The 18,618-nt window shown below is 37.3% G+C and carries 14 protein-coding genes and 2 pseudogenes; 2 read left to right on the top strand and 14 right to left on the bottom strand.

The genetic code is table 11. From position 1 onward, the window contains the following. Nucleotides 1-27 precede the first annotated feature (27 nt). On the top strand, nt 28-204 hold the full coding sequence (locus IR152_RS05210) for a hypothetical protein (RefSeq protein ID WP_227450747.1): 177 nt from the start codon (nt 28-30) through the stop codon (nt 202-204). A 172-nt stretch (nt 205-376) separates the two neighbouring features. Here IR152_RS05210 and IR152_RS20385 read toward each other — a convergent pair whose 3' ends face one another. From IR152_RS20385 to IR152_RS05200, 3 genes and pseudogenes are all read right to left on the bottom strand, one after another. Beyond that, nucleotides 377-694, bottom strand: a complete 318-nt coding sequence (locus tag IR152_RS20385; protein WP_413927470.1) for a hypothetical protein — start codon at nt 692-694, stop codon at nt 377-379. Nucleotides 695-1,860: 1,166 nt separating this feature from the next. Beyond that, nucleotides 1,861-4,389: a M13-type metalloendopeptidase gene (locus IR152_RS05205; RefSeq protein WP_227450746.1), complete on the bottom strand. Its 2,529-nt coding sequence runs from the start codon at nt 4,387-4,389 to the stop codon at nt 1,861-1,863. A gap of 251 nt (nt 4,390-4,640) precedes the next feature. Next, nucleotides 4,641-4,844 (bottom strand): annotated as a pseudogene (locus IR152_RS05200) (transposase); the annotation flags it as partial. Between the two features lie 76 nt (nt 4,845-4,920). Here IR152_RS05200 and IR152_RS05195 point away from each other — a divergent pair. Further along, nucleotides 4,921-5,379, top strand: a pseudogene (locus IR152_RS05195) (transposase). 267 nt (nt 5,380-5,646) lie between these two features. On the opposite strand, the gene IR152_RS05190 reads toward IR152_RS05195, so the two are convergent. From IR152_RS05190 to IR152_RS05140, 11 genes are all read right to left on the bottom strand, one after another. Beyond that, nucleotides 5,647-6,843 (bottom strand): sensor histidine kinase, encoded by a 1,197-nt coding sequence (locus tag IR152_RS05190; protein WP_227450745.1) that lies wholly within the window; start codon nt 6,841-6,843, stop codon nt 5,647-5,649. After that, nucleotides 6,836-7,543, bottom strand: coding sequence for a response regulator transcription factor (locus IR152_RS05185; protein WP_311315427.1), 708 nt, complete (start codon nt 7,541-7,543; stop codon nt 6,836-6,838). The genes IR152_RS05190 and IR152_RS05185 overlap by 8 nt, the downstream gene beginning before the upstream one ends. Before the next feature lie 478 nt (nt 7,544-8,021). After that, the gene (locus IR152_RS05180; RefSeq protein WP_227450744.1) at nt 8,022-8,603 is read right to left on the bottom strand and encodes a hypothetical protein; all 582 of its coding nucleotides are present in this window, start codon (nt 8,601-8,603) and stop codon (nt 8,022-8,024) included. A 269-nt stretch (nt 8,604-8,872) separates the two neighbouring features. Beyond that, nucleotides 8,873-9,976, bottom strand: a complete 1,104-nt coding sequence (locus IR152_RS05175) for a hypothetical protein (protein ID WP_227450743.1) — start codon at nt 9,974-9,976, stop codon at nt 8,873-8,875. Nucleotides 9,977-10,308: 332 nt separating this feature from the next. Further along, nucleotides 10,309-10,776 carry a helix-turn-helix domain-containing protein gene (locus tag IR152_RS05170; protein ID WP_227450742.1) on the bottom strand — a complete coding sequence of 156 codons (468 nt, stop codon included), beginning with the start codon at nt 10,774-10,776 and terminating at the stop codon, nt 10,309-10,311. A 242-nt stretch (nt 10,777-11,018) separates the two neighbouring features. Next, entirely contained in the window at nt 11,019-11,306 is a 288-nt protein-coding gene (locus tag IR152_RS05165) for a hypothetical protein (RefSeq protein ID WP_227450741.1), read from the bottom strand. Between the two features lie 63 nt (nt 11,307-11,369). Next, nucleotides 11,370-12,278, bottom strand: coding sequence for an IS3 family transposase (locus tag IR152_RS05160; protein WP_227450740.1), 909 nt, complete (start codon nt 12,276-12,278; stop codon nt 11,370-11,372). Between the two features lie 398 nt (nt 12,279-12,676). Then, the gene (gene rlmD / locus IR152_RS05155; RefSeq protein ID WP_227450739.1) at nt 12,677-14,053 is read right to left on the bottom strand and encodes a 23S rRNA (uracil(1939)-C(5))-methyltransferase RlmD; all 1,377 of its coding nucleotides are present in this window, start codon (nt 14,051-14,053) and stop codon (nt 12,677-12,679) included. Between the two features lie 173 nt (nt 14,054-14,226). Next, a complete protein-coding gene (pyk, locus tag IR152_RS05150; RefSeq protein WP_227450738.1) occupies nt 14,227-15,987 on the bottom strand; it encodes a pyruvate kinase in 1,761 nt (586 codons plus the stop codon). Nucleotides 15,988-16,038: 51 nt separating this feature from the next. Beyond that, entirely contained in the window at nt 16,039-16,998 is a 960-nt protein-coding gene (gene pfkA / locus IR152_RS05145; RefSeq protein WP_003416974.1) for a 6-phosphofructokinase, read from the bottom strand. Nucleotides 16,999-17,206: 208 nt separating this feature from the next. Next, the gene (locus tag IR152_RS05140; RefSeq protein WP_227450737.1) at nt 17,207-18,526 is read right to left on the bottom strand and encodes an OB-fold nucleic acid binding domain-containing protein; all 1,320 of its coding nucleotides are present in this window, start codon (nt 18,524-18,526) and stop codon (nt 17,207-17,209) included. Nucleotides 18,527-18,618 lie beyond the last annotated feature (92 nt).

The following is an 18,618-nucleotide window of genomic DNA, read 5'->3' as shown; positions in this document are numbered from 1 at the left end:
TGAAGTTTTTTAGGGGGATAATAATATATGTTTAGAGATAAAATGGATAGATGTACACATATGTTGACTGCTTATATCGGTAGTTCATATGATTATTGTGATTTTATAGATACACAATTAAATGATTTTATACTAGAATACGGAGAAAATGTGGTAGAATCTTGCTTACATCAAGTGATGTTATTGGTAAGTAAGTATAATTAGATAGATTTTGTTTTCTAGAGAATCCTTTTTAGTTTTATCTACAATTTAAAATAAACTGTTGCTAAAAAACTCATTAAAATATATTTATTTTTTACTTTCTGTTGTTTTTAGACTTATTTCTCTAAAAAGTAAGAATTTATACAGTATCTTCTCTATAACTCTTATATGAAATCTATTTTAAATAAATTATTATAGTAAAAGAATATATAAAGCTGATAATAAATACGTTACTTTTAATAATAAAAATTACACTCCATATAGTTAATATAAAACTAGTAGATATAGAAGCAACAAGAAGATTATATTTAAAATTTACATTCCATATAGTTAATATAAAACTCTCATTATCATTTCCAACTAAATATAAAATAACACCATTTACATTCCATATAGTTAATATAAAACTTGATAAAACTAGACCTAAGCGAGTTTGAGCAGTTGTATTTACATTCCATATAGTTAATATAAAACCCCAAAATAAACTTAGCATTTCCAACACTTATACATATACAACTCTCTAAAATTTGCAGTGAGCGGTCAATAGTGCAATTGATAACACTTATCATATTCTCTCAATGCCTTATATTTCAACTGTTAAACCATACTTTACAAGAAAAATCGCACACTGCAAAACTTCTATATTTTTATTATATCATAAAAATACTATTTTTGAATGTCTATATAAATTTATGATATAATAAAAATAAGGAAATAAAATTTACTTTGTAAAAGGTTAATTCTTTAATTGAATATAATTTAAAAGTTATTTCTTTTGGCGTTTATATGATAAAATCACCCTTAGTTTTTCAATTTTATGTTCCTTGCTGAAATGATTATAATATATAATGCTTACATATTTGTCTGATGTAAGCATTATATATTATAATTGAGCTTCTCTCATAACTCCATAACTATTTTGTAGCTCTGCATCCTTTAAATCGTGGAATCCATATGCTACGTGTACTTCATCTACATATCATTGTAGTCAATTTAGCTTGTATATTGACCAGACTTATTCACATATGACTGATAAAATGAAACTGTAGAAATTTTTGATAATATTGTAGACTAAATTTGTCACCGAAATCGCTTTATGGTGGCAAATACAATATATTATTAATATATTAATCTATATAAATGTTGCTATTGCTTGATTACCTTAGCTATAGTTTCCACATGACTTGAGCGGGTAGTTTTGATGGCAATATAAGAACCTAAGTCCTCATTATTTCAGGTAAAAAGTCCACCAAACCCACTGAATCTGCATGAAATAGTCGAAGCCAAAATCCCTGGAAAATGCCTGTATTTCAGTAACTAAGTCAAAGGCAATTTAAGGCTTTTTTGCGGTTTTGGACGTTCTCCCATTGGTAATCGGTCAACCACATTTTCAAAATAGTAGTCTGTTCATAGGGGAACAGGCAACGGTTTTTTTCCAAAAATATCTTGGTAAGTAAGAAATTATAAATCTTAGAATAGAGTTATATCTCCATCATAGCTTTCTACTTTTCTAATAACGGTCCTTTAGCGCCCAGCATATGAGTTCTCCATCCAAGTTGCTGGACTTTTTTGATTTTTCTTTATCAAATAACATAAAAGCGGAGTATCTCCCAGTTGAGATGCCCCGCCTTCATTTTTTTTATCCTATTTATATCTCTGTCACCATATCTTGACTCTGTTCTTAGGAGCTACATACATACCATCACCTTCACCGATTTTGTAAGTTTTATAAAACTCCTCAAAATTCTGCAATACCTTATTCACACGCAGTTTTTTCGGTGCATGTTCATCGCTTGCTGCCATGCCTGCCACATAAGAACGGTCGGAAAGTAAGAGCCAGCTTTTCGCATAGTTGCGGAAAAACTTATCATAGTCCGGGTTCTTCATCGTTCCTAGCAGCTCCAGTGCACTCGCCATTCCTCCGATATCCGCAATATTCTCAGACAAAGTTGCTTGACCGTCTGTTGTAATTCCGGACGCCGGCTCCTCTCCGTCATAGAATTGAACCGCATTCTGACACAGCTCTTTAAAATGGGTGTAATCCTCCGCTTTCCACCAATCCCGTACAGCTCCTGTGGAGTCGTACTGCGCCCCCTGATCGTCAAATGAATGTGAGATCTCATGGGCGATGATCACTCCGATGCCTCCAAGATTCTCTTCAAAAGAAGCCTCCGGATCATAGAATGGCGTCTGCAGAATTCCTGCTGGGAAGACAAGACTGTTGGCCTGACGGTTTGCCGCCGCATTGACCATATAAACGGTTAATCCAAAGGAGTCCTGCCCCTCTTTTTGTTCCACTATATTCTGTCGCAGACCTTCCCTTCCGATGGCCGACATATTTTCAAAATAGCTGCCACCATTTTCCGGTGCGCTGATCTTAAGTTTACTGTCCGGCCACTCATCGGGATAACCGATATAAACCTTCAATGTATCTAGTTTGTTAATCGCTTCCTTTTTGCTTTCCTCACTCATCCAATCCAATGCTGAAATCCGATTTTTATAAGTTTCAATCAACTGCGCTGTCATTTTCTCTATATCTGCTTTCGCTTCAGGTTTAAAATATTCTGCCACATAAAGCTGTCCCACCTCATTTGTCAGATAAGTGGAAACCTCATCCAGCGCATCCTCCTTGGAGACTTTCCCTGTAAGGAATTCCTCATTGTTGGTAAGCAGGTTTAGCTTCATCTGCGCCTTTAAACGTGCCAGCTCGCTCTGATTTGTGTGCTGCGCTCTGATTTTAATGGCTTTGGAATCATAGCACTGAATAGTCATGGTATTTTCAAAGCCCAGTGAGGTAAAAAATTCCACTACGCCTAATTTCGGAAACAGATCACTCAACTCACTCATGGTAAATGTATTGTTATAGTTATTTAGATCAGCAGCTTCTTTTGAAGTCATGCCATTTTTCAGTTCTTTTGCTTCTTGTGCAATGATCGCATCGGCATTTTCTGATGCCTGTTCCTGTGTCTCCCCGCATTTTATCAGGTTTGCAACGATAGTGCCGCGGTATTCCTGATGAGCCGCGCTCTCTTTATTTTCATAGTCCTCCAAGGTCATCGCCATGAAGCCACTAGTAAGATTCAAAACAGTTTTGTTGCTGTCCGTCAGATCCTTTGATAAGGAAAATGGAAGTAAACCATTGCTGTTCAGCCCCATCTTTTGAATAAGCTTGATCTGTACATCCCGAAGCTCCGCCAGATCATCGGCCTGTTCGATTTTGTCAAACCACGATTTAAGGGGAGTGAGTCCTTCTTTCCTCTCAGCTATAATACTTCTATAAAAATCACGTATTTTTTGTTCATTACTGCCATAAGCGTAGTCATCGCCACTCTCTACGACCTTTTTTATCAGCTTTCGCACCTTTTCATTTGTTTCGGCTTCTACGGTCTGGGAGCCGCCGGAAACAGCTTCGCCCTCCGGTAACTTAGCGTTATCCAATTCCTGTTTATTGATATTCTGGTAAAAATCATCCTTAAGGTTTGTTCCAAAAAGGGCATAGATCCGTTTACAGTAGGTCTCGACTTCTTTTAAAGAAACTTCCTTTTCCAACACACTGCCCTGATTCTTCTTTGCATCATCCTTTTTCGAAGATTCAGTCTGACCTGTCGCATCGTCCGGTCCTGCGAGTCCAAAATCTCCGTCTTCTATCTCTGTATCCTCGCCTTCAGAATCACCAGCCGGGGCAGGTGCCTCTTTCTTAGTGTCACTGCCTTTCTCTGCATCAGGTGCCGGTATCGTGCCACTGTCCTCCTGTTTCAGATTGGAATCGTCTTCTCCTTCCTGGCCAAGGTCTGATGGCGCAAGGATTCCTCCGTCCGCCAGTTTTTGAAGTTCTTCTGCTGCCCACTTGGGAACCGTGCTTAAATCGATAGATTTCGGCGCCAGTCTCTCATTATTTCCCTGGGGCGCGGGAAGATCTCCAAATGCCCTGCCAACCATTACTAAGGCCTGCAGTCGTGTAGCCTTGTCTTTCTCTTCGCCCAGATCTGCCAGCAGAGTCTTTCTGTTACTTTTTTTGTTATAATCATCTGCCGCGTTTACCAGATAGTCTGCAATCTCTTTTAATGTAGCCGGGTTTTCCGACACTTTTGGTAAAGCAGTCTGATTATTGGTACTGCAGGCAATTAATGCCATGCTAAGGGTCATAACTCCTGCCAAAAACAGAACTTTAATCTTACTATTCTTCATATATTTCGTTCCTTTCTGTTGTTTTTTTGTATGTGCAACTTTACAACAAGTACGATTATAGCATACGAAAGGTTAGATAAAGGTTAGATTTTAAGTTTTCGGAGGAATCATAACCACCCGTAAAACGGGTGGTTTGGACTGAGCCTATAAGGCTCTATTGGCAGCCAGCGTCTCAAGGCGCTGGTTTTCACTATGTTCAAGCCACTAATGCTTTTGCCTCTTTTGCTACTCCTGAAGGAGTCCTCTTATCACTAGCTTTGACCCTTAAAAAGGTCTTCATATTCCCTTACACTTAATTTATCCTGTGCAATATCTGCTTTTCCCTGTTCTCTGATATATTTTGCAATCGTTGCTTCATTCAATCCTACTGTACTCACATAATATCCTTCTGCCCAAAAGTGCCGATTACCAAATTTATATTTTAAATTTGCATGTTTATCAAACATCATCAAAGCTACCCGGAGTTCCTACCGCCTTCCTAAGACGGTAAATGACTCCATCAACCAAGTGCTTTCTCTATCCATAAGCTCTATGAAAGCTCTGGAATCACAGATCAAGGCCTTTGATAAGGCGATTGCAGAGCAAATGACCCTGATCCCAAACACCCTGACTTCCATCAAGGGTATCGGTCCGGTCTATTCTGCGGGCATTATTGCAGAGATCGGGGATATCAACCGCTTCCCCAGTCAGGCTGCATTAGCCAAATACGCTGGTCTTAAATGATCACAGCGTCAGTACGGAGATTTTGAAGCGCAGAACACGCGCATGATCAAATCCGGAAACCGTTACCTGAAGTATTACCTGTGTGAAGCTGCCCTGTCTCTTGTGAGATGCGACGCAGAGTACAGCCGCTTCTACCACCTCAAATACAAAGAGGTCAACAAGTACCAGCATAAACGCGCCCTCGCATTAACTGCCCGTAAATTTATGCGGCTCGTCTTTCGACTGCAGAAAGACAACTGCCTGTACATGGCACCGGAGTCCAAATAGGTTTGGCGCTTTCGGTGAAATCACGCCCGTCTTTCAAAAAAACTGAAATAGACGGGGCTTTGTTAGGTGCGCCCATTTTTAGGAAAATACAGTAAAAAACTTGCGATTTCTAATCATTTTCCTCTTGACATATCACCACTGGACTATATTTTATCATAATAAAAGGAATCTGCCTACTTGTAACAGATTCCTTTGCCTGTTTTCTAAGTTTATGATGTTGCGCATAGCGGGTGGTTTATTGTTTCATGCGTTACTACATTCAACTGACTAAAGTCTTCCCGAAATCCTCTTATTCATCGGATTTCTCCATACCATAAAATTTTCTTTCCTAGCACACTTTGGAAAGAAGAAGCATATCGTAGTACCTATATCTGGTTCACTCATTATCTTTAGCTGGCCGTCCATACGTTCTGCAATCAGCCTGACAATGGACAAGCCTAGACCGGAACCTGGAATTTTCTGGGATCGGGATTGATCTGCCCGGTAAAACGGTTCAAATATGTGCTTCACTATCTCCTCATCCATCCCAATCCCAGAATCGGAGACTTCTATACCCAGTCTACCGCCACTGATTATAGTACTGAGTGTTATGTTTCCTCCCGGTCTGTTATATTTCACTGCATTCTCCGCCAGATTATAAATCATGCGGTGCAGGAGCGTCCTGCTTGCCCAGATAACGGACTCATCTGCGTTTACTATTATGGTAATCCTGTTTTCTTCTGCTCTTGACTTCAAGTCCTCTGCGATCTGCCCCAGTAAACCTCTCAAGACAATTTCTTCCGTTTCTTCCTCCGCCTGCTCTTTCGTCAGCGCCATTAGGCTGTCCACGGTCTTGATCAGTCTTTCAATGCCTTCCCTTGTATCCTCTATGAATTCCCTGTAATCTGTCTCTGAGGGATGTTCCTCCATTTCCAACACCTGAAGGGAAGACTTCATAATGGTCAAAGGCGTTTTTAATTCATGCGCTGCATTGGCCGCAAACTGTGTTTTTAATTCAAAGGCCTCTTCCAAGCGTCCCAGCATACTGTTGAAGGTATTCGTAAGCTGCCAGATCTCATCCTTACATTTTGGAAGTTCAATCCGTTCACTGAGCTTGTCATATCGGATTCCACGGATGGAATGTACAAACCGGTTCAGAGGGCCTAAGGTTTTCCCCATCAAAAAATACGTCAGCACGCTGGAAAGCAAAACAATAAGTACCAGCACAATAATACTCAGGACAGAAAAGCGACGGTTCACCATCTGGTAATCCAAATCCCTGTCCGGACTGATGGCGTGTTGGTCTGCTCCCGGAAGCCCCTCTATGCTTTGCGGGGCATCCTTCTGAATTAAAGATTCATCAACAAATGCTCCATAATAATTATCGGCACTGATAATAGAATTCGCTGTAATCACAATACATGCCAATGTCGTAATCACTGCCACAATGACTGTAATCTTGATTTGTAAAGACCATCTATTCATCCGTTCCCTCCCTGGAAGAAATATAATATCCCTGACCTCTGACCGTAACGATTTCTATCTGGCCGCCAGTTGCCTCCTCTAATTTTTTTCTCAGGGAACTCATATGGAATTTCAATGTATTTGAAAACAGATCAACCTCACTGTCCCACACATGTTCCATCAGATCCTCTGCACTAATCGTCCTTTTATGGAGCATCAGGTATTCTAAAATACCATACTCTTTCTTTGTAACCGAAACCGGTATTCCCATAAAGCCTACAGTCCTAGTTATGGTATCAACCTCCAGGTTTCCGCAGATAAGCCGTGACTCTCTCTGTCTGAATTCCCGCAGCAAAAGTCCCCGAATACGAGCCTCCAGCTCCTTAAAATCAAAAGGCTTCGCCAGATAATCATTTGCTCCCATATCGAGTCCTCTCACTCTTTCCTCCACACTACTGCGGGCGGATAAAATAATCACGCGAAAATATAAATCCTTTGATCGAACACACCGCAGAACTTCCAGTCCGTCTTTTTCGGGGAGATTTAAATCCAGTATCATCAAATCATACGTGTTCAATTCATACAGCTCCAAAGCCTCTTCCCCGTCAAACGCACAATCTACAGCATATCCCAACTTTCTCAGTCCTTTGGCAAGGTTTTTCACAAGCTTTCTCTCATCCTCTACAACCAGTAGTTTCATTTCATCTATCCCCATTTCCATCGTCAATAAGACCGCTTTTATTGTATTTTACCATATTTTTTTGTATTTATGGTCCACAGTCACCATTTGGTTTGATTTCAATGTCTGTGATTGCTGTCAATAATCCTGCTCACTCGCACTATGCCAGCACTTCTATGCACTCACTAAGCCAAAATAGAATAATCAGCCATAGGCAAATTTCAAAATCCCATCAAGGTGTCATTGAAATCTTGCCCTTTCTTTCAAATCTTCTTGCCTCTCACTGCCAAATCCGACTTACGACAGATGCCCATTTTATCGGCTTTAGCGGCACTTTTACTTCTCTTTTCTCGTCATTAAACAAACGCGCTCAAAATGGCACGCGTTGATTGCAAGTATGTCAAATACCTTCGGTCGTTCGCGGGAATAAATCAAGGGCATTTTTACTGCTCTACTCGTTTGCGAAAACATATCGACTATAATCTTTCATCATATCCACCTGCTTTAATCACCTAACAAATTAATTATCTCTAGGCTTTATACATGCATAATCAATATCTTGCTCTGTTATTTCATCAACCTGTCTAAAGAAAATCTCTGTTTTCTCTATCTCATAATCAAATAATGGCTCCAATCCTGATTCGCTCATGTAAACCGGAATGATCTTGTAACTTAAAAATCTCTCTACTTCTTCTCTGAAGTTCGCCATATTTCGATTTCCAACTGCAGTAGGCATCCTTCTATATCGGCTAATTATAGCAAAAGATATCTCATCAGTAGATAGATTCAATTTTTTATACTTTGAAATCAGGTTTTCCTGATTCGTTGTAATATGAATTGTGTAGCCATGTTCTTGCCCTTGAATATCGCCTTCTATAACAGATACTCTCATCTCTTCATATATATCTCTGTGGCCAAAATCCTTATTCCATTGCTCAAATATTTTTATTGCTGCATCTCTGTTTGTAAAAAGAAGACCTAAATATGGTGCTGATTTTTTATCTGAAAGGATTGCCGTTCCCAGCCACTTTGCTTTATCCCACAATTCAGTATCTATAACACCAGTAATATACATTACCTTGTCACTCATCCGTTTCCTCACTTTCCTCGCCCATAGCAATAATCGCAACATTAAATTTTTCATACATTAACGTCAATTTTTCAATCAATGTATTTGCAATTGTTACAAAGCTTCTTTCACTCAAATCAAGTCCTAATCTCTCGCAGCATCTTGTTAATAATTCCTCACGTGAGTCATCGGAATATAAATGTGCTGAAACTAATCGAAGATCATATAATACATATAATGGTGCTATTTCAAAATTAACATCTATATTTTGAGTGTTTTTATCCAGCCACAGTTGGAGCAGTTTAATACCCTTCTTTTCTTTGAGTTCTTCTTTTAATTCTGGATATCTGTTTTTTAGATCTTTTTTTTATCTCCTTGCTGTTAATTGATTCAACGAGCAGTTCATTCATAGGAATCATTAAATCCTTAAATGCATCATTCGTATCAATCAACAGCTTGTAGATATTCTTTACAATTCTTACTGTTTCTGTATCTAATTGTGCTACTGACAAACCATAATGTGATCGGATACTTTCGTTAAAGACTAATCTCTTTTTTATCAAATTATTCTCGGCAGATGGATTCGCCCATACCACCTCAATTTCCGCCTCATAAAATTCCGATCCAATTGAATGATCAGATAGTACATTTTCCGAACGTAGGTAAAATTGTTCTTCCAGTGGCATATTACCAATATCGCCAAGCCACATTATTACTTTATTATTTTCATTAATTCCGAATGTAATATAATGCTCATCACCTTTATAAATATAACCAAATGTATCGGCACCTATATCTAAGCCGTAATCTGGATGATGCATATACTTCAGTAAGACTTCAATATTAAAGAATACCGGTGTAAGAAAACCAATTTCCCATTCCCTTACCAATCCTGGTATAAAATAATAATCATCCTTATCATATAGGAATTTTACTTTTTCAGAGATAAATCGTTGTTCTAAAAATTTATTTTTAATCTTTTCAAAGTCAAACCATGTAATTTTATTCTCAGCAGGTTCAGCTATGGTCCCCATCGCTTGTTTATCAATTTCGACTACTTCTTTATCCATTTTACATACTTCTTTGATCAAAAGATTTGTAGTCATGGGGATATATCTTTTTGCACATTTTCCACATACTAACAATGGTGTGTTTGATGCCTGTGCTTCTGCAACCATCTGATTCCATGTAGGAATAAGCATAACCTTTTTTTCAGACGCAGGACTTTTGGGGCGGCTCACTTTTGACACATCGATACCCAATGCTTTTAGTTTTGCTTCAGCCTGCACAATGGAGGCATCTATTTTCTCCGTATCAGGAAAGGAAATATTGCTCAGTTCTTTGGCATGATACGTAAGCACATCATTCATCTGTTGTTCTGTTTCTGAATACTTATACTTGCTCATCTGATGTGGTCTCCTTTCCGTTAGATAGCACTGCATCCATGACTCTTTGGTAATGCTCCTGCAACCATGCCACCGCCTACAAGTCCACCGGCTGCAGTTAAGCCAACCACAGAACCCATTCCATATAGAGGCACGAAGGAACACCACCAATTCCGGCACCTAATGCCCCCATTAACACCTCTGGAATTGCACTTTCTCTAATGATGCGAGATTTATCGCTTACAGCCACAGCTGCCTCATTCACGACATTAACAACTTGCTGAAGAGCATCAACAGACTAGAAATTCATTTCTTTCTTTTTCTTAATATACTTATCCATGATGAAACCCTCCTTATTTTTTCTTGTCGAATATCGTTTTTAGCAACCAGGCACTTGTAGCCTCCACCGGAGCAAAGGGCGGTGTAGCCTCTGCAATTAAACCAATTCCGTCAGCAACCGCCATTATTTCCTTTGATACGTCTTTTCTACTGGTAGACCCCGCCAAGATAGAGGGGGTGACCATATTAGCTTTAGTGAGAAATTCTTCTCTTTCTTTTTCATCATAATTTTCAGGATGGTCAACGAATACATCCAAAATCAGATTTAACATTTCAGTTTCTTCCGGATACTGATGCATTTCCACATCCAAAACACTTCTCATGGCAATATACTGTGTTTTGTTCAGCTTATTGCGACCTGCTTCCAGGTTGTTTATTGTCTGCCTAGTAACTCCTATACGGTCACCAAACTCCTCAGCGATCCATCCAACGGTTCTTCTTACAAGTAACAAATATTTCTGAAGTCTTTCAATTTCGTTCACAGTATCACCTCCGATGCTTAGATTATATATATTGACAAAATATTTGTCAATGGTTTTAGTATAATATTCTGCAAACAATTCATGAACAGAGAAAACGCCCAGACCGTGGCCTAAGCGTCATACATCTATTTCCATATTACTTCTCTATTGTTATTGCCACCCCTGCCTTGAACTCGACCACAAATTTCTCATCAAACACCGTGATTTTTTCAATCAGCCGTCTGACCAGCTGTTCGTCATATTCAGGCTGGCTGTTCCGGTAAATATTCCCTCATCTCCTGCACACGCGGTCTGGTTCCTTCCCGTTCAGCATCCTCTACTATGAGGTTCTGCTTTTCTTCTCGCAGTCGGTCAATCTCATCTGCAATCGGCTCGTAGTCCTTTTTTACATTCGCTAGCTGCAGCAGCTCCTTTTGAAGTTCTGTCAGCTTTTCATCAATAGCTTCGATAGCTTCTTCACTTTTACCACCAAGGGTGGATTCAATGTTTGCCTGTAATAAAGGAAGGAAGGCATCCTTGCTACTACACATTTCATTGACTTCCTTTGATCTTGTCAATATTGGTTGACACTTTTTATACAAGGATATCAATACCTAAGCTGCAGCGGCCAGAGATTCATAATATCGCTGCCGTTTCACCATAGGAGGAAGCCCCTCATTGGCAGAGCATATCCTCCGGTTATTCCAATAGCTGATAAAGTATCTCCAGATGAGGGTTTTCAGTTCCTCAATGGTCATTTTTTCTGTGTTATTCCGCTCATAGAGGAGTTCCTCTTTCATCCTTGCCCACATGCTTTCACAGCGGGCATTGTCATGGCAGCGCCCACCGGCACTGTTCATACTCTGGAGAATCCCGTGCCTGCCAATCGCTTTTCGATAGGTTTTGCTGGTGTACTGTGTTCCGCGATCAGAGTGGATGACGGCTCCCCTGAGTACAGGATAGGAACGGACGGCGTTGTCAAGAGTCCTTTCACACAACACCGATTTCATGTTTGTGTCCATTGCCAGCCCGAGGACTGTGGCATCAAAACAGTCAAATATGGCAGATACATAGAGTTTTCCGTCTTTTGCCTTGATTTCGGTGATGTCCGTGACGCATTTTTTCAAGGGTTGCGCAGATGTGAAGTTTCTTTCCAACAGATCATTCGATTTGTGTGCCTCGCGGTCAGCCTTGGTAATCCCGTTTGGTTTGCGTTTCGGGCGGTGGCTGAGCCCGATTTCTTCCATGATGCGGTAAACCGTCCGCTCACTGGGAATGCGGATGCCTTCCGGCTGTTTCAGAAGAAGCGCCTGGTACATACGGATCCGTCCGTAAGTATCGTTGCATTCATCTTCTGACACGATCGCTTTCATGGCATCGGCTAAATTCTGGTATTTCCATGGGTGGTTTTTCTTTGACAGATATTTATAAAACCCCTGCCGTGTTACTTTCAGAATCCGGCAGTAAAAAGAAAGTTTTCCCCTGACTGTGCCGTCCTCTGTCTTTAAGGCAATGAACATCATTCTCTGGTTCTTGCTGACTTCCGACGTCTGGCGGCGAAAAAAGCGCTTGCTTCCTCAAAAAATTTGTTTTCTTCCCGAAGGCGCCGATTCTCTTTATCGAGTTATTTTACCTGCTTACGCAGTACAGCCAGTTCCCCGGCAAGGCTCATGGCGGTTTCCGGGGTATGTGAACCGGAACCAATATCTAGTCGTCCCTATCTGACGGCCTTTGTCCATGCGTAACATGGTGTTTTCATGGATGCCAAGTTCGGCGGCGGCCTTTGCCCCTCCGATTTCTTTTGCCAGTTTTACCGCCTGGATTTTGTATTACATGTCGTATTTGCGTTGTTTTGTTGCCATTGTAGTTGCCTCCTTATTCTCTTTCATTATACATCTATTCCTTGTGTATAAGGTGTCAACTAAAATGATACAACATCAGTTTTTCTTTGTATCAACACTATAGTCTCCACATGTGTAGAATGAGGAAACATATCTACAGGCTGTGCTTCAATACATTTAAATCCGTGTATATTTAAATAATCTAAATCCCTTGCTAAAGTAGAAGGATTACAAGAAATATAAACGATTCTTTCTGGATTCATTGAAACAATAGTTTCTAATACCTTTTCGTCACAGCCCTTTCTAGGTGGGTCTACAACTACTACATTGGCAGTCTTACCCTCACTATACATCTTAGGGACAACTTCTTCTGCTTTTCCAACATAGAATTCAGCATTATGTATATTGTTTAATTTAGCATTTATCTTAGCATCTTCTATAGCATCCTCTATAATTTCTATTCCATAAACCTTTTTAGCATTTTGTGCCAAAAATAAAGATATTGTACCTATGCCACAGTAAATATCAAAAACAGTATCAGTATCCTTTAGATTTGCATATTCAAGAGCTTTATCATATAATACTTTAGTTTGAACAGGATTTACTTGGAAAAATGACAATGGCGAAATCTCAAATACTAAGTCACCTATATAATCATTTATTTTACCATCTCCATAGATAACTATGTTTTCTCTTCCTAGAACAGCATTCGTATCTTTTTGATTTACATTTATAACCAAAGTCTTAAATCCAGGTATATTTTCCTTAAGCACTGAAGCTAATTCTTTAAGATATGGAAGTTTGTTTCCATTAGCTACTAATACAACCATTACTTCTTTAGTCGTAAAACCTATTTTTGTTACCAAATGTCTAATCAACCCTGTATGAGTTTTTTCATCATATATACTTACCTTATAGGCTCTTATATATGTTTTTATTATCTTAACAATTTTATCATTTATCTCATGTTGTATTACGCACTTTTCTGTAGATATTACATCATGAGTCTTCTTTTTATAAAAACCAATAATTGGAACACCATAATTCTTTTGTATTGGAAATTGAGCCTTATTTCTATATCTATATGGATTATCCATTCCTATAGTGTCATGAACTTCTACATCCTCTAACTTACCTATTCTTGTAAGTACTTGCTTAACTTCATTCGTTTTCATTTCAAGTTGCTTATTATAATCCAAATCTTGTATCTGACACCCTCCACAATCCCTAAGATTATCACTACACACTCTTTTTACTCTGAATGGAGACTTTTCTATTATCTCAACAATATCTCCTACAGCATAATTTTTCTTTACTTTATTAATCCTAACTTTAACTTTATCCTGTATCAATCCGCCCTCTACAAAAACTGTAATACCATTGTACTTTCCTACTCCTACTCCGCCTTGTCCAATGTCTACTATATCTACAATATACACCTCGTTTTTCGAAAGCATAAATCACCCTCCAATCAATCTATTATATTTAAATCTTTACAAACTCTTTTCTTTAAATTTATATTAAAATATTGCTATTAATTAAACTATATTTTTACTAAGCTACAATATTTTATTTTACCAAAAAAAAAGGAGCTTATAAAGCCCCTTGGTAAATAAATTTATTATTTTTCTTATAAAACTCTAGTTGAACCTCTATATACCACACCTCTTGATGCATCCACAGTTACAACTTCTCCATCTTTTACTAGATTTGTTATATCAGTTGCAGACACAATAACTGGTATATCTAAATTTATACCTACAATAGCTGTATGTGATGTCATTCCACCATTCTCAGTTACTACAGCTCCTGCTTTCTCTATATAATTGTTCATCTCAGCATCAGTAGCAGTAGAAACAAGTATGTCTCCTTCATTGAAGTCTATACAAGTATCTCCATTCTTTATTACACGAACTTTACCTTCTACTGTTTGAGTACCTACACCTATACCTTGCACTATTTCTTCACTTATTACATGAACCTTTATTAAGTTAGTAGTTCCACTTACTCCTACTGGTACTCCAGCAGTTATAACTACTAATTCTCCATTATCTATATAATCAGCTTGTCTAACTGCCTCAATTGCTTTTTCTATAACTTCATCTGTATTTCCTGCAACAGAAGATTTAACTGGATAAACTCCCCATGTAAGAGCTAATTTATTCATAGTTTTTTCATTATTTGTAGTAGCTATTATCGGAGATTTTGGTCTAAACTTAGATACCATTCTAGCAGTGTATCCTGAAGAAGTAGATGTTATTATAGCTGATGCATTTAAATCTACTGCTGTTGTACAAGTTGCATGGCTTATTGCATCTGTTACAGTAACATTGTTAGTACCATTTTCCTTTAATAATCTATCATAATCTAAAGTCTCTTCTGTTCTTTTTGCTATTGTAGCCATCATTTTTACTGCTTCTACAGGATATTTTCCAGCAGCAGTTTCTCCCGATAGCATTATCGCATCTGTTCCATCATAAATAGCATTAGCAACGTCTGTAACTTCTGCCCTTGTTGGTCTTGGGTTTCTTATCATAGAATCAAGCATTTGTGTAGCAGTTACAACTGGCTTTGCTAATTCATTACATTTTTTTATCATCATTTTTTGAACTATTGGCATCTCTTCAGTTGGTATCTCAACACCTAAGTCACCTCTAGCTACCATTATACCATCAGAAACTTTTAATATTTCGTCTAGGTTCTCTACACCTTCTTGGTTTTCTATTTTAGATATTATTTGTATATCAGTTGCATTATTGTTCTCTAATACTTCTCTTATTGCTAATACATCAGATGCCTTTCTTACAAAAGAAGCAGCTATATAATCTATTCCTTGACTTATTCCAAATTCTATATCGCTTATATCTTTAGGAGTTATCGCTGGTAAATTTATCTTAACACCAGGTACATTTACTCCTTTATGATTTTTAACTATTCCTGAGTTTTCAACAATACAAACTATGTCTTCTCCATTTATTTCTTTTACTCTTAAACCAACTAAACCATCATCTATTAGTATAGAATCTCCTGCTTTAACGTCTTCAGCAAGACCTTTATAGCTTACCGTACACATTTCTTTAGTCCCCATAATATCTTTCATAGTTATAGTGAACTTTTGTCCTTCTTCTAAAAATACCTCTGGGTCTTCAAAGTTACCGGTTCTAATTTCCGGCCCTTTAGTGTCTAATAATATAGCAACTGGCTTATTTAATTTTTCTCTAACTTTCTTTGCCATATCTATTCTTTCCTTATGTTCTTCATGCGAACCATGAGAAAAGTTAAATCTACACACGTTTAGACCGTTTTGCATAAGTTGAGTTAAAACTTCCTCGCTTTGTGATGCTGGACCTAGTGTACAAACAATTTTTGTCTTCTTTACATTATTTAACATATTTGCTCCTCCTGAGATATTATTCCACAGATTTATTTTTAATACTAAAACTTATATAGATAATATTTTTGCCATCTCATAAGCTTCTTTATCAAATACTTTCTTTTGAGCTAAAGCCTCACTTATTTCTAAGTCAATTATTTTATTTTCTTTTATTCCTACAACTCTAGCTGATTTTCCATCTAGTAATAATTCTACTGCTCTTACGCCAAGTCTACTTGCTAGTATTCTATCAGATACAGTTGGGCTTCCTCCTCTTTGGACATGACCCAATACAGTTACTCTTAAATCTGCTCCTGACTCTTTTTTAAGTTCCTTTTCTAAATCACTAGCACTTCCGACTCCTTCTGCTAAAACGATTATACTATGTCTCTTACCTCTTTTTTGAGTAGTCTTTAATCTTAGAGCAACTTCATCTACCGTAATTTCTACTTCTGGTACTATTATAGTTTCCGCTCCTCCTGCAAGACCTGCATATAAAGCCAAATCTCCACAATGTCTTCCCATGACTTCCACTATATTAACTCTTTCATGAGATGATGATGTATCTCTTATCTTACCTATTGCGTCTATAATAGTATTCATTGCAGTATCAAATCCTATAGTATAATCTGTATATGCTAAATCGTTATCTATAGTTCCTGGTATACCTATGGCTGGGAATCCTAAGTCACTAAGTTTTTGAGCTCCTACAAATGAACCATCTCCACCAATTACAACTAAGCAATCGATTTTATACTTCTTAAGAATTTTTACTGCTTTTAATCGTCCTTCTTCTGTTTTAAATTCTTCACATCTAGAAGATTTTAATATAGTTCCTCCCCTGTGTATAATATCCCCAACAGAAGATAAGTTCATTTCAGTTAAATCTTCTTCTAGTAACCCCTTATATCCTCTATTGATTCCATATACTTTGCATCCATAATATATTGCTGATCTTACAACCGCTCTAATCGCAGCATTCATTCCTGGAGCATCTCCTCCACTTGTTAGTAATCCTATAGTTTTCATTTTTTACCTCCTTGGATTTTATGTCAATTTTTTATTATAATCGTTGTTATTTTATCTTAATGGACTTTTTTTGTCCCTATATCATTTTTCAATCCCATCAAGACTAAAAAAATTAAATGTCCTTAAATGTCCATTTTGTGATATTATATCACAAAACGGACAATATTTTTCATATTATTATAATATATTTAGATTTTTATATAAAAAATCAAGCTTTTATTTTTATGTTATCTTTAGGAAGTAACTTTTCTAAGTTATTTATAAATTCATCACATATACAAGTTAATGCTCCTGTCATTTTATATGCTTTACGTTTACCATTTATATTTTCGTCCATAGGATATAAGTATATACTGTCATTACCTGGATATTGTTTAGCTATTTCTACAATATTGTTAGTTGTCTCGGTATCAGACATACTATCTATTTTCAAATACAATTTTTTACCACTTTCTAGCTTAATATTTTCCACATTTCTAATTCTTCCCGAATTGTAGTTTCTATCTTCAAAATCAGTATCATCATTTATATCTTTTATCTCTCTAGCTATAAGTTTTGCATTTTCGCCTTCTTTTATACTTAATGTTCCTTTTACATAGATTATGTTATCTTCATTCAAAATGACATTGTATTTTTGTAATAATTGAGGAAAAACTATTATTTCTATAGCACCATACAAATCTTCTAATTCAATAAATGCCATAATTTCATTTCGCTTTGTAGTTTTTATAGTTTTAGTTACAATCATTCCACCCATTATAACATCTGTTTCATTCATTTGTAGGTATGATTCTTCTTCCTCTTTTAATGAATTTAATTTTCCATTATCCATAGATGTTTTTTCTTGTAATTCTTTTTCAAATTGTGATAAAGGATGTCCACTTACATACATTCCCAAGACTTCTTTTTCAAGGTTAAGTCTCTCTCTTTCTTCATACTCTTGCCTTTTAGGCAAACTATATATTTGTTGAAAATCACTATCTTCCTCATTACCTCCAAAAGCATCAAATAAAGAAATCTGACCTTGAACATTTTTCTTTCTGTCCATAGATACACTTTCTAATAAACTTTCATAACCAGCCATCAGACTAGCTCTATTCTCACTTATCTTGTCAAAAGCTCCACATTTTATTAGACTTTCTATTACTCTCTTATTCGTATCTTTTTGGTCTAATCTTTTAACTAAATCTACTAAATCTACAAATAGTCCATTAGATTCTCTTTCAGCAATTATATTGTTTATTATGTTTACACCAACATTTTTTACAGCTGCTAGACCAAATCTTATATTGTCACCTTCAACTGAAAATTTTGAAAAACTTTTATTTATATCTGGAGGCAATACATCTATTTCCAATGCTTTACATTCTCTTATATACTCAACTACCTTATCAGTATTTCCCATTACACTGGTTATCAACGCTGCCATAAATTCAACTGGATAATATGTTTTTAGATAAGCTGTCTCATATGCTAAAACTCCATACGCAGCCGATGTCGATAGGTAAATCTTTGATGCTATCTCCAACTTTTCCCCCGACCCAAACGGTACGTGCGACTTTCACCGCATACCGCTTTCCATCGAAATAGTTTTCCATCTAATGATTTTTTCTTTTAAAT

The sequence above is a fragment of the Clostridioides sp. ES-S-0108-01 genome (assembly GCF_020662285.1).
In the GTDB taxonomy this organism is placed as follows: domain Bacteria; phylum Bacillota; class Clostridia; order Peptostreptococcales; family Peptostreptococcaceae; genus Clostridioides.
This window is presented reverse-complemented; position numbering and strand designations above follow the sequence as displayed.